This window comes from Plantibacter sp. Leaf1 (assembly GCF_001421315.1).
In the GTDB taxonomy this organism is placed as follows: Bacteria; Actinomycetota; Actinomycetes; order Actinomycetales; family Microbacteriaceae; genus Plantibacter.
Genome location: NZ_LMJX01000002.1, coordinates 638486 through 650164, shown reverse-complemented (window position 1 = coordinate 650164; position 11679 = coordinate 638486). Strand labels below are relative to the sequence as shown.

Below are 11679 nucleotides of genomic sequence, written 5' to 3'. Positions count from 1 at the left end.
TGAGAAGGGTCCGCGAGATGTTCTGGGTGCCCCCGGCAGGATTCGAACCTGCGACCAAGAGATTAGAAGGCTCCTGCTCTATCCCCTGAGCTACGGAGGCGGGCATCCAACGATACCGCACGGCGCGTGCCATCCCGTTTGGTCACGCAGTCGCGAATACTATATATTAGTATTTATGACTACAGACCGAATTCCATGGTTCGACACCGCCCGCGGGTTCGCCGTCGTCCTCGTCGCACTCGGCCACGCGACGATGATCCTCGTCGAGGAGGGGGTGTCCTCCCCGGTCTGGTACGTCCTGTCGCAGCTGGCGCTCGACATTCGCATGCCGTTGTTCTTCGCGCTCTCCGGGATGCTCGCCATCCGGATCGTCGACCGGTCGTGGAGGGACCTCTGGGACCGCAGGCTCGCACTGCTGCTCTGGATGATCCTGGTGTGGACGGTGATCCGGTTCGCCTGGTTCTCGCTCCTCCCGATCGATTCGTTCCCGCACTACGCCGACCCGGGCGTCGTGCTCATCAGCCCGGTCTGGCCGACCGGCATCTTCTGGTTCCTGCAGGCGCTCGCCCTCTACCTCGTCGTCGGCAAGGTGATGAACGGCAGAGTGCCCGTCTGGGTGCAGTTGTCGGGAGCCGCCGTCCTGTCGGCCGTCGCCCTGGGTGCCCTCGGGAGTGAGAGTGGGAGCTATCAGCGCGCTGCCGGCTACCTCTTCTTCTTCCTGCTGGGTCTGCACGGGCGTCGACGGATCGTCGCTCTGGCCGAGCGCCGTCGCCCGTTCGTCGCTGCCGGCCTCCTCGCCGCCGTGGTCCTCGCTTCAGGGCTGATCTTCGCGGTCGACCTCGACCACGTGCCCGGCGTGCTGACGGCGCTCGGTGTCCCGGCTGTCCTCGCCACCGTGCTGGCGCTCCGCGCCATCGACGGGACGTCGGTTGCCCGGATCCTGCAGTCGGTGGGGCGTCACAGCCTCCCGGTCTTCGTGATCCACGTGCTGGTCATCGGAGGGATCGCCAGGGCGCTGCTTCTGCTTCCCGAGGTGCCCGCGCCCGTCCAGGCGGTCCTGCCGCCGGTGGTCGCGACGCTCGCGGTGGTGTCGAGCCTGGTCGTCTGGAGGCTGACGCGCCGGATTCCGGGTTTGTACACGGCTCCGCGGATCCTCATGACCCGGAGTCGTCTCCGCACCTCCGCTGTATGAGCGACGCTCCGCTCAGGGGCGCTCGGAGGGGCGCCGACGGGGGTCAGCCGACGACGATGCCGAGGACGCCGGCCACGAGTGACAGGGCGGCGAGGACGAGGGCGATGCTGATGAGGATGACGTGCACGCGGAGGAAGGTGGTGCCGCGACCCTGCGCGTCGCGTGCGCGCGGGTCGGCGGTGATGCGCTTCAGGAACCGCGGCCAGACGACGACGTTGTAGACACCGTTGATGAGCAGGAGGACGGAGACGGCGATGATCACCGCTCGAGTCTACGGAAGCGGCCGCGTCGGCGGTGCTGAGTAGACTCGACCCATGAGCACAGCTGGGGACCGATTGGTCTGGATCGACTGCGAGATGACCGGACTCGAGCTGGAGGTCGACGAACTCGTCGAGATCGCCGTCGTGATCACCGACTTCGAGTTGAACATCCTCGATCCGGGCTACTCGGTCGTCATCAAGCCCGACCAGTCGGCGCTCGACAACATGGGCGAGTTCGTCACGAACATGCACCAGGCCTCGGGGCTCCTCGAGGAGATCCCGAACGGCGTGAGTGTCGCCGACGCGGAGTTCCAGGTGATCGAGTACATCCAGCGGTTCGTGCCCGACGAGTCGAAGGCACCCTTGGCCGGCAACACCATCGGGACGGACCGTGCGTTCCTCGCCCGCTACATGCCGCGTCTCGACGCGCACCTGCACTACCGCAACGTCGACGTCTCCTCCATCAAGGAGCTCGCCCGCCGCTGGTACCCGCGGGTGTACTTCAACGCCCCGTCGAAGCACGGTGGTCACCGCGCGCTGGCGGACATCCTGGAGTCGGTCCGGGAGCTCGCGTACTACCGCGGTGCGCTGTTCGTCGACCTGCCCGGCCCGAGCTCGGACGACGCGAAGCAGGTTTCGGAGGCGGTCGTGTCACGATACGCCCCGAACATGTAATAGACTCGTCCAGTCGCTTGTGACGCGGTCTCCGCGGAACAGGTCGCATGGTGGGTATAGCTCAGTTGGCAGAGCGCCTGGTTGTGGTCCAGGAGGTCGCGGGTTCAAGCCCCGTTACTCACCCCATGTCGTACAGAAGCCGGAGAACTCCTCCGGCTTCTGTCGTATCCGGGGAGCACAGGCATGTTGGAGTTGGACACCGAGGCGTTCGAGGCGCTGGTCGTCGAGGAACTCGACCGCTTGCCCGATGAGATGGTGGACGGGCTCGACAACGTCGTCTTCGTCGTCGAGGATCGCCCTGAGAACGGCACGCTCGACACCCTGGGCCTCTACGACGGCGTGGCCCTGACGGAACGAGACCGCTACGGCTTCGGGGAGATGCCGGATCGGATCATCGTCTACCGGGAGCCGCATCTGGCGGCGTGCGAGTCGTTGGACGAACTGGCCGACGAGATCCACACCACGCTCGTCCACGAGATCGCCCACTTCTACGGCATCGACGACGACCGCCTGCACGAGCTCGGGTGGGCCTGACCGTCACCTGGTCAGCCGGCCGGTGTTTCCAGCGTGTTGCGGCTGCCTCGGAGTTCCGTGTCGGTCGCAGGAGAACGAGTAGCCTGGTCGCATGCGCGAGATCCAGGCCCGCATCATTGCGGAACTCCATGTCAGCCCCACGATCGACCCGGCGGCGGAGATCCGTTCGCGGATCGACTTCCTGAAATCCTACCTGCAGGCCACGCACACGAAGGGGTTCGTCCTCGGGATCAGTGGCGGGCAGGACTCCTCGCTCGCCGGGAGGTTGTGTCAGCTCGCGGCCGAGGAGGTCCGGGCTGAGGGTGGCGACGCGCGGTTCGTCGCCGTGCGGCTGCCCTACGCCGTGCAGCACGACGAGGAGGACGCCCAGCTCGCCCTGTCGTTCATCCGCCCCGACGAGTCGATCGTGTTCAACATCCAGCGGGCGGTGGACGGCTTCGAGGCTGAGTTCGCCGACGCCACCGGGCAGCCGCTCAGCGACTTCGTGAAGGGGAACGCGAAGGCGCGGGCTCGGATGGTCGCGCAGTACGCGATCGCCGGACAGCAGGGACTCCTGGTCGTCGGCACGGACCATGCGGCGGAGGCGGTCACCGGCTTCTTCACCAAGTTCGGCGACGGCGGTGCCGACGTCCTGCCGCTGAGCGGGTTGTCGAAGCGTCAGGGACGCTCGCTCCTGGAGTCGCTGGAGGCGCCGGAGCGGTTGTACCTGAAGGCTCCCACCGCCGATCTGCTCGACGGGACACCCGGGCAGACCGACGAGGACAACCTGGGCCTCAGCTACCAGCAGATCGACGACTTCCTCGAGGGGCACGACATCGATGCTGCGGCCGCAGAAGCGATCGAGGGTCGCTACGCGAGCACCGAGCACAAGCGCCAGCTCCCGGTGAGCAAGTTCGACACCTGGTGGCACTGAGCCGGTTCCCCTGAGATGAAGACGGCGGCCCGATCGGATGATCGGGCCGCCGTTCTCCAGTGTGGTCTGGGCGTCAGCTGACGCTGGACGGCTTGCGCTCGGCTTCCAGGACCTTGACGTCGTCGATGATGCGCTGCGTGGTGCTGGTGTTGATCGTGCCGCCGGTGGAGCGGGTGATGTCTCCGGGCCGAGATCCTGCGGTGGCCGCCGGCTTGACCTCGGCGTACTGCTCGTGGTGCTGCTTGGCGACCCAGGACTCCTGCTCGGCGATCAGGGCCTGCTCCGACCCTGCCGACTCGGCTCGCCAACGACGGAGGTCCGCCTCGAAGTCCTTCCGTGCCCGCGCCGGCTTCTTCGACCACTCGACGAGACGGTCACGGAATTCCTCGACCACGGGGTCGAGCTCGTATCCGTAGGTCGCGGAGTTGCGTTTCATCTCGTGCAGCTGGTGGTTGGCCCAGTCCGCGGCGACCGCAGCGCCCTTGACCGGGCTGAGCCGGACGAGGGTGTCGGTCTGCGCGACCGCGCGATCGCTCAGCACCTGCTCCTGCGGGGTGAGCGAGTTCCAGACGCTCGCCTCCGTGGCTGCATCGACGAGCGCCATGATCGCCGCATGCTTCTGCTCGCGATCGCGCTGATCGACGATGCCGCGGAGCGCACGACGACTGGCGCCGGCGGCGACGAGGGAGGACACCACGACGGCCACGATGAAGAGGGCCGCAGAGAACAGCATGGGGCGGACCTCTGAAGAGGTCACCCACTCGACGAGATCATTCCACCATTGCATGCGCCGAACGTTACCCCTCGTTCGGGCGTGAACGCGGACGACGCCCCGCGGGCGCCGGGATCCGCTCTCGTGCCCGAAATCAGCTGCGGAACGCGTCGATCGCGACCGCAAGATCGGTGAAACTGCCGAGTGGAGCGTAGGCGAGTACTGCGGGGCGGAACCGACTGGCGCGGTACTCGGCGCCGCCGTCGGCACCGACGGCCTCGATGTTGCCGAGGACGCGGCCGTCGGCGCTCGTCACGCGCCAGTACCCGGGACGGATGCTCAGAGCGTTGGGCATGGGGACTCCTCGTGTATCGATCGGCGCGGCCTCCCGGCGAGTGCCGGCTGGTACTGGTCAGCGTATGGCCGACCACCGACATCGGGCTCGGCGGATTCGTGCGAGCGTCCTCCACAGGCGCACCGATGGTTGTGGACGTCGACCGACTGCGGATGGCCGAGCTGTGGGCGCTCGTGATCGGAGAGGCTGATGGAGCGTCCGGGGCGGTGAACGGCACGGACCCGCTCCGGACGCACGGCCGGTCCGCCGAATGGATCGAGACACCGAGCTGAGAGGATCAGATGAACGACCAGATCACCGTCTGCGGACACGTCGCGACGGAACCGAAGCACCACCGCACCGCCTCCGGGCTGGACATCACGAGCTTCCGTCTCGCGTGCCAGCAACGTCGCTACGACCAGAAGCAGGGCACGTGGGTCGCGCAGGAGACGAACTGGTACACGGTGAGCGCCTTCCGGGGCCTGGCGACCGCGGCCACCGAGTCACTGGTGAAGGGCCAACGCGTCATCGTGCTGGGGAGACTCCGGATCCGCGACTGGGAGCAGGGTGAACGACGCGGGACCTCGGTCGACATCGAAGCCGATCACCTCGGCTCGGACATCTCCTGGCAGCCGAGAGCCGCTGCGGAGTCGTCCGGCGCGAGCGAGACGAGCGCGGAGGGATCTCCGGCAGGACCGGCGGCGGCCGGAGCGCCGGCGGCGTGGGCCCCGGCTCCGCCCCAGGACACGCCGTTCTGACGTGCCGCGTAGACTGCTCGACGTGCAGAAGAGCCTTCGTGATCGCCCCGCCTCCGTCGTCAGCCCGGTCCGTCGTCGCTCGTCGTCCATCGGACTCGGCGTGGTCGTGGTGCTCGGTGCCCTCGGTCTCGGCCTGACCGGCTGCGCGCAGCCTGCGCCCGTCCCGACGCCCACGGCGACCCAGGCGCCGACGCCCACCGAGACGCCGGCAGCGGCACCCGTGCTGCAGCCGGAGGGTACCGCCGCCGACAACCTGCCCTTCTTCGACACCGTGAACGCGGCCACCCTGGCGGCGAATCCGGCTGCCGGAGGCCAGGCCATCATCGACGGGCTCGTGGCGGCAGGGTTCCCGAAGGCGGAGATGGAGGTCTCCTCCGACACCACGAGCATCGGTGAGCCGGCGGACTCGATCCAGTTCTCCATCCGGTGGCAGGGACAGTGCATCCTGGGGCAGAACGGGCCGGCGACGGGGTATCACTCCTCCGTGGTGCCGCTGCTCGACACCGGCCGGTGCCTCATCGGCGCCACGCGTCCGATCGACTGGTAGCGGCCGGACGGCCATGGCCGTCGACGTGCAGCGCAAACGCCGGGTCCGCCCGTAGACTGGACGGCGACATGGCTGAATACATTTACTCGATGGTCCGCGCCCGCAAGGCGGTCGGCGACAAGCTCATCCTCGACGACGTGACGATGGCGTTCCTGCCCGGAGCGAAGATCGGCGTCGTCGGCCCGAACGGTGCCGGTAAGTCCACGATTCTGAAGATCATGGCGGGAATCGACACCCCCTCGAACGGCGAGGCGAAGCTCACGCCGGGCTTCAGCGTCGGCATCCTCATGCAGGAGCCGGAACTCGACGAGGACAAGACGGTACTCGAGAACGTCCAGGAGGGCGTCGGCGAGATCAAGGGCAAGATCGACCGCTTCAACGAGATCTCGCTCGCGATGGCCGAGCCCGACGCCGACTTCGACGCCCTGCTCGCCGAGATGGGTGTGCTGCAGGAGGCGATTGACGCCGCCGACGCCTGGGACCTCGACTCCCAGTTGGAGCAGGCGATGGACGCCCTGCGCTGCCCACCCTCCGACGCCACCGTCGCCCACCTCTCCGGTGGTGAGAAGCGTCGCGTCGCGCTCTGCAAGCTCCTCCTGCAGAAGCCCGACCTCCTGCTGCTCGACGAACCGACCAACCACCTCGACGCGGAGAGCGTGCTCTGGCTCGAGCAGCACCTGGCCCAGTACGCAGGCGCCGTGCTCGCCGTCACCCACGACCGGTACTTCCTCGACCACGTCGCGGAGTGGATCTGCGAGATCGACCGCGGTCGTCTCTACCCCTACGAGGGCAACTACTCGACCTACCTCGAGAAGAAGGGCGAGCGCCTCAACGTCCAGGGGAAGAAGGACGCCAAGCTCGCCAAGCGTCTCGCGAGTGAACTCGAGTGGGTCCGCAGCAACGCCAAGGGTCGCCAGGTGAAGTCCAAGGCTCGTCTGGCCCGGTATGAAGAGATGGCGTCTGAGGCGGAGCGCACCAGGAAGCTCGACTTCGAAGAGATCCAGATCCCGGCCGGCCCGCGCCTCGGCTCGACGGTCCTCGAAGCGAAGAAGCTGCAGAAGGGCTTCGACGGACGCGTCCTCATCGACGACCTGTCGTTCAGCCTGCCGCGCAACGGCATCGTCGGCATCATCGGCCCCAACGGTGTCGGTAAGACGACGCTGTTCAAGACCATCGTCGGTCTCGAGCCGCTCGACGCCGGCGAGCTCAAGGTCGGCGAGACCGTGAAGCTCTCCTACGTCGACCAGTCCCGCGGGGGCATCGATCCCAACAAGACGCTCTGGGAGGTCGTGTCCGAAGGACTCGACTACATCCAGGTCGGCAACCAGGAGATCCCGTCGCGCGCCTACGTGTCGACGTTCGGCTTCAAGGGCCCCGACCAGCAGAAGAAGGCCGGTGTCCTGTCCGGTGGTGAGCGCAACCGCCTCAACCTCGCGCTGACGCTCAAGCAGGGTGGAAACCTCCTGCTGCTCGACGAACCGACCAACGACCTCGACGTCGAGACGCTGTCGAGCCTCGAGAACGCGCTCCTCGAGTTCCCGGGTTGTGCCGTGGTCATCACCCACGACCGGTGGTTCCTCGACCGCATCGCGACCCACATCCTCTCCTACGAGGGCACCGAGGAGAACCCGTCGAACTGGCACTGGTTCGAGGGCAACTTCGAGTCCTACGAAGAGGACAAGATCAAGCGCCTGGGCCCGGACGCCGCGAAGCCTCACCGCTCCGCGTACCGGAAGCTCACCCGCGACTGAGTGTGACGAGGACGGCCCATCGGCTCCGGCTGATGGGCCGTCACTCGTCCGTCTCCCACCAGCCTGAGCAGGGAAGGTTCACCGATGACCAGACTCCACGTGCCGATCCCGTTGCGATGGGGCGACCTCGACGCCTTCAACCACGTGAACAACGCGTCCATGCTGAAGCTCCTCGAAGAGGCGCGCGTGAGGGTGTTCTGGATCCCGACGCTCGCATCGGAGGATGCGCCGCCGACGGCGGTCATCGACGCGAGTCTCGACGCGGAGACGATCACGCTCGTCGCCCATCAGGAGATCGAATACCTGGCCCCGATCCCGTATCAGCGCGATCCGCTCGACGTCCAGCTCTGGATGGGCAAGATCGGGGGAGCCAGCCTGCAGGTCGCCTACGAGGTCTACTCTCCGCGCGGTACCGAGCCGCAGACGCTCTACGCGCGCGCCGCGACGACGGTCGTGATGGTCGACGCGAAGACCATGAAGCCTCGACGGATCTCAGATGCGGAGCGCGCCGTGTGGGAACCGTTCATCGAGGACCCGATCGAGTTCTCGCGTCGCTGAGCGCGGCATCTCGTCATGACACCGGATCAGCGGGGTGTCGGGAAGCGGACCATGCCTTCCTGAGCCACGCTCGCCACGAGCGACCCGGCCCGGTCGTAGATGCGGCCGAGTGACAGCCCGCGGCCACCGGTCGCGCTGGGGGAGTCCTGCAGGTAGACGAGCCACTCGTCCACCCGGGCCGGCCGGTGCCACCACATGGCGTGGTCGAGGCTGGCGATCTTGATGCCGGGGGTGGCCCATGGGACACCATGGCGTCGCATCACCGGTTCGAGGATCGTGTAGTCGCTCGCGTAGGCCAGTGCCGCGCGGTGGAGCGCCGGGTCGTCAGGTAGCTCGCCGATGGTCTTGAACCAGACCGCCTGCTGGGCCGTGCGTTCGCCCTCCACCCGGAGGTACACGGGGGAGCCGACGTGTCTGAGGTCGAACGGTCGCCCGGTGGCCCAGGCCTCGGCCGCCGGGTGGTCGATCCCGTGGAGGATCTCGGCGGCGGACGGCAGCGTCTCCGGATCGGGAAGGCCCGCCGGGAGGTCGATCTGGTGCTCAGGGCCCGCATCCTGCGTCTGGAAGGAGGCGATCATCGAGAGGATCGGTACGCCGTTCTGATACGCCTGGGTGCGCCGCGTCGCGAACGACCGGCCGTCGTGGATGCGGTCGACGGCGAAGGTGATGGGCTGGTCGACATCGCCAGGACGCAGGAAGTACCCGTGCATCGAGTGGATGATGCGCTCCGCGTCGACGGTCCGCGTCGCGGCGACGACGGACTGCGCGAGGACCTGCCCCCCGAACACCCGCCCCTGCGGCATCCACTGCGACGGCCCGGTGAAGATGTCCTCATCGGTGCGGACGCCGGGCGCGCTCAGGTCGAGCGCGGTCAGTAGGGATTCGATCGGTTCCTTCACGGGGACACGCCTTTCCGTCGGAGACCGGCGCACCACAGCGACGCCCGATCCGACCCGCCGAGTCTATCCGCGGCGGGCTCCCGATGTCCCGGAGCCGACGCGGCGGTGGCGTACATTGAGAGGAGATGTCCACCACCCTGCACCTCCTCGACGCCGACTCGCTCGCCGACCTCCGCACGTTCCTCGCGCGAGCCAGCCGGATCGACGATTCCGGAGTCCGGCTCCTCGCCGCCGACCACGTCCTGGCGGTCTCCGCCCCCGTGCTGCACCCGCAGGGTCTGCTCGATCGCAGCCCGACGATCATCGGCATGCGCACCTTCGCCCTCGCCCACGCTGCCTCGGCCGACGTCCTGGCGACCCCGCGCGAACTCATCGACCGGATCGTGCGCACACTCGGCGGCTCGACGACCGGACGACCCGACGGATCAGCGTCGGCGTCGCTCGAGCTCCCGCCGTCGACCAGGACGGCCCCGTGGGTCGGCCAGGCGCCGCCGCGCGGCGGCTGGGAACGCGTCGGCGACGTGGACACCATCGAGCTCGAACTCGTCGCCAGGACGGGCGCCACGGAGATCGCCGAGGCGCTTCCGACGGCTGTCGGAGACCAGATCGTCCAGAAGGTGCGGTCGCAGGTGTGGTCGAGGCCCCTCGGCGACGGCTTCGGTCTTCCGACCGGGGCGGCGTTCGCGGCCGTGGGCCTGGGGTTCATCGCGGAACCGGAGCGAGCGACGGTGTTCCGTTCCGGCGGGTGGGTGCGACTGAGCACCCGGCGTGGTCACGTGCTTGCCAACGCCGTCTCCTGACGCTCAGACGCCGGCCATCGCGCGGCCGGCCACGCGACCGGTGAACAGGCAGCCGCCGAGGAAGGTCCCCTCGAGCGCCCGGTAGCCGTGGACGCCTCCGCCGCCGAACCCGGCAGCCTCTCCCGCCGCGAAGAGACCGGGCACCGGGTTCCCGTCAGCGCCGAGGACGCGGCTCGAGAGGTCGGTCTCCAGCCCGCCGAGGCTCTTGCGGGTCAGCACGTGCAGCTTGACCGCGATGAGCGGGCCGGCTTTCGGGTCGAGCAGTCGGTGCGGTGCCGCCACGCGGACGAGCTTGTCGCCGCGGTAGGCGCGTGCGCCGCGGAGAGCGGTGATCTGCAGATCCTTCGTGAACGGGTTGTCCATCTCGCGATCGCGCGCCTCGACCTCCGCGATGACGTTGCGGCCGTCGATCGCCGTCTCGGGGGTGGACGCCTGCATCCCCGCCACGAGTTCCGTGATCGTGTCGGCGACGATGAAGTCCACACCGTGTTCCTTGAACGCTTCGACCGGGCCGGGGGCGCCGGGTCCGATGCGCTTCGCGAGCAGGCCGAGGTCCTTGCCGGTCAGGTCGGGGTTCTGCTCGCTCCCCGACAGCGCGAACTCCTTCTCGATGATCCGTTGGGTGAGGACGAACCAGCTGTGATCGTGGCCGGTGGCGCGCAGGTGCTCGAGGGTGCCGAGCGTGTCGAACCCAGGGAAGAGCGGTACCGGGAGACGGTGACCGGTCGCGTCGAACCAGAGCGACGACGGCCCGGGCAGGATCCGGATGCCGTGCTGGGGCCAGATCGGGTCCCAGTTGGTGATGCCCTCGACGTAGTGCCACATCCGGTCGCGGTTGATGAGGCGTCCGCCCGCGCGTTCGCTGATGCCCAGCATGCGGCCGTCGACGTGGGCGGGGACTCCGGAGAGCATCGTCGTCGGCGGCTGGCCGAGACGGGCTGGCCAGTGCTCGCGGACGAGGTCGTGATTGCCGCCGATGCCACCGCTCGCCACGAGGACGGCCGGAGCGCGGCAGGTGAACTCGCCGACCACGTCGCGTGAGCTGCTCTCGCCCCGCATCGCGGCCGACGGGGCGAGGACGGACCCTCGGACGCCGACGACGGCACCGTCCTCGGTGAGGAGCTCGTCGACGCGGTGCCGGAAGTGCGGCGACACCGAGCCGTCGGCGACACCCTGGTTCACCCGGCGGACGAAGGGCTCCACGACGCCGGGGCCGGTGCCCCAGGTGATGTGGAACCGTGGGACGGAGTTGCCGTGTCCGATGGCGCCGTAGCCGCCGCGTTCCGCCCAGCCCACGACGGGGAAGAACCGCATGCCCTGCTCGTGCAGCCAGGCGCGCTTCTCGCCCGCGGCGAAGTCGAGGTAGGCCTCCGCCCACCGTTTCGGCCAGTGGTCCTCCGGCCGATCGAAGGCGGCGGCACCGAACCAGTCCTGTGTCGCCAACTCGAGCGAGTCCCGCACCCCGAGGTGGCGCTGCTCGGGGGAGTCGACGAGGAACAGGCCGCCGAACGACCAGTGCGCCTGTCCGCCGAGGTTCGACTCCGGCTCCTGCTCCACCAGGATGACCCGTTTCCCAGCGGCGATGAGTTCGGCGGTGGCGACGAGGCCGGCCAGCCCACTCCCGATGACGATCGCATCGGCCTCGGTTCGGTCGGCGGACGGGGAGGGAGGGGCGGTTGCGGACATCTGGTGACTCCTTCGGCACGGACGTGCGTCCGATCCTACGGCCGCCGTGTCGGAACGCGC

General features: G+C 68.4%; 15 protein-coding genes and 2 tRNA genes. 11 read left to right on the top strand and 6 right to left on the bottom strand.

The window, feature by feature from the left end; translation table 11 throughout:
- Window positions 1-27 precede the first annotated feature (27 nt).
- Window positions 28-100 (bottom strand) — tRNA-Arg (locus ASE44_RS05310).
- Window positions 101-175: 75 nt separating this feature from the next.
- Between ASE44_RS05310 and ASE44_RS05305 the strand changes: the two genes are divergently transcribed.
- Window positions 176-1192 (top strand): acyltransferase family protein, encoded by a 1017-nt coding sequence (locus ASE44_RS05305; RefSeq protein ID WP_056777995.1) that lies wholly within the window; start codon window positions 176-178, stop codon window positions 1190-1192.
- A gap of 43 nt (window positions 1193-1235) precedes the next feature.
- Here the strand turns inward: ASE44_RS05305 and ASE44_RS05300 are convergent, their stop codons facing one another.
- Entirely contained in the window at window positions 1236-1454 is a 219-nt protein-coding gene (locus tag ASE44_RS05300; RefSeq protein WP_056006750.1) for an SCO4848 family membrane protein, read from the bottom strand.
- A gap of 52 nt (window positions 1455-1506) precedes the next feature.
- Between ASE44_RS05300 and orn the strand changes: the two genes are divergently transcribed.
- The 4 genes from orn to nadE all read left to right on the top strand — a co-directional run bounded on the left by orn (window position 1507) and on the right by nadE (window position 3574).
- Window positions 1507-2127, top strand: coding sequence for an oligoribonuclease (gene orn / locus ASE44_RS05295; RefSeq protein WP_056777992.1), 621 nt, complete (start codon window positions 1507-1509; stop codon window positions 2125-2127).
- A 50-nt stretch (window positions 2128-2177) separates the two neighbouring features.
- A tRNA-His gene (locus tag ASE44_RS05290) sits at window positions 2178-2253 on the top strand.
- A gap of 57 nt (window positions 2254-2310) precedes the next feature.
- Window positions 2311-2661 carry a metallopeptidase family protein gene (locus ASE44_RS05285; RefSeq protein WP_056006744.1) on the top strand — a complete coding sequence of 117 codons (351 nt, stop codon included), beginning with the start codon at window positions 2311-2313 and terminating at the stop codon, window positions 2659-2661.
- Between the two features lie 91 nt (window positions 2662-2752).
- Window positions 2753-3574, top strand: a complete 822-nt coding sequence (gene nadE / locus ASE44_RS05280) for an ammonia-dependent NAD(+) synthetase (protein WP_056006741.1) — start codon at window positions 2753-2755, stop codon at window positions 3572-3574.
- A gap of 73 nt (window positions 3575-3647) precedes the next feature.
- On the opposite strand, the gene ASE44_RS05275 is transcribed toward nadE, so the two are convergent.
- Complete coding sequence (locus ASE44_RS05275) at window positions 3648-4361, bottom strand: hypothetical protein (RefSeq protein ID WP_157579805.1); 714 nt, start codon at window positions 4359-4361, stop codon at window positions 3648-3650.
- 79 nt (window positions 4362-4440) lie between these two features.
- Window positions 4441-4641 carry a hypothetical protein gene (locus ASE44_RS05270; protein ID WP_056006735.1) on the bottom strand — a complete coding sequence of 67 codons (201 nt, stop codon included), beginning with the start codon at window positions 4639-4641 and terminating at the stop codon, window positions 4441-4443.
- Window positions 4642-4766: 125 nt separating this feature from the next.
- Here ASE44_RS05270 and ASE44_RS18435 point away from each other — a divergent pair, with 125 nt between their 5' ends.
- The 5 genes from ASE44_RS18435 to ASE44_RS05250 all read left to right on the top strand — a co-directional run bounded on the left by ASE44_RS18435 (window position 4767) and on the right by ASE44_RS05250 (window position 8234).
- Window positions 4767-4913 (top strand): hypothetical protein, encoded by a 147-nt coding sequence (locus ASE44_RS18435; RefSeq protein WP_157579804.1) that lies wholly within the window; start codon window positions 4767-4769, stop codon window positions 4911-4913.
- A 9-nt stretch (window positions 4914-4922) separates the two neighbouring features.
- Complete coding sequence (locus tag ASE44_RS05265; protein WP_056777987.1) at window positions 4923-5378, top strand: single-stranded DNA-binding protein; 456 nt, start codon at window positions 4923-4925, stop codon at window positions 5376-5378.
- A 22-nt stretch (window positions 5379-5400) separates the two neighbouring features.
- Window positions 5401-5925, top strand: a complete 525-nt coding sequence (locus tag ASE44_RS05260; RefSeq protein WP_235522549.1) for a hypothetical protein — start codon at window positions 5401-5403, stop codon at window positions 5923-5925.
- A 68-nt stretch (window positions 5926-5993) separates the two neighbouring features.
- A complete protein-coding gene (gene ettA / locus ASE44_RS05255; RefSeq protein ID WP_056006730.1) occupies window positions 5994-7676 on the top strand; it encodes an energy-dependent translational throttle protein EttA in 1683 nt (560 codons plus the stop codon).
- Window positions 7677-7760: 84 nt separating this feature from the next.
- The gene (locus ASE44_RS05250) at window positions 7761-8234 is read left to right on the top strand and encodes a thioesterase family protein (protein WP_056777981.1); all 474 of its coding nucleotides are present in this window, start codon (window positions 7761-7763) and stop codon (window positions 8232-8234) included.
- Window positions 8235-8260: 26 nt separating this feature from the next.
- On the opposite strand, the gene ASE44_RS05245 is transcribed toward ASE44_RS05250, so the two are convergent.
- A complete protein-coding gene (locus ASE44_RS05245) occupies window positions 8261-9133 on the bottom strand; it encodes an acyl-CoA thioesterase II (protein ID WP_056006724.1) in 873 nt (290 codons plus the stop codon).
- A gap of 125 nt (window positions 9134-9258) precedes the next feature.
- Here ASE44_RS05245 and ASE44_RS05240 point away from each other — a divergent pair, with 125 nt between their 5' ends.
- On the top strand, window positions 9259-9933 hold the full coding sequence (locus ASE44_RS05240) for a hypothetical protein (RefSeq protein WP_056777978.1): 675 nt from the start codon (window positions 9259-9261) through the stop codon (window positions 9931-9933).
- Between the two features lie 3 nt (window positions 9934-9936).
- Here the strand turns inward: ASE44_RS05240 and ASE44_RS05235 are convergent, their stop codons facing one another.
- Entirely contained in the window at window positions 9937-11619 is a 1683-nt protein-coding gene (locus ASE44_RS05235; RefSeq protein ID WP_056777976.1) for an FAD-binding dehydrogenase, read from the bottom strand.
- Between the last annotated feature and the right edge of the window lie 60 nt (window positions 11620-11679).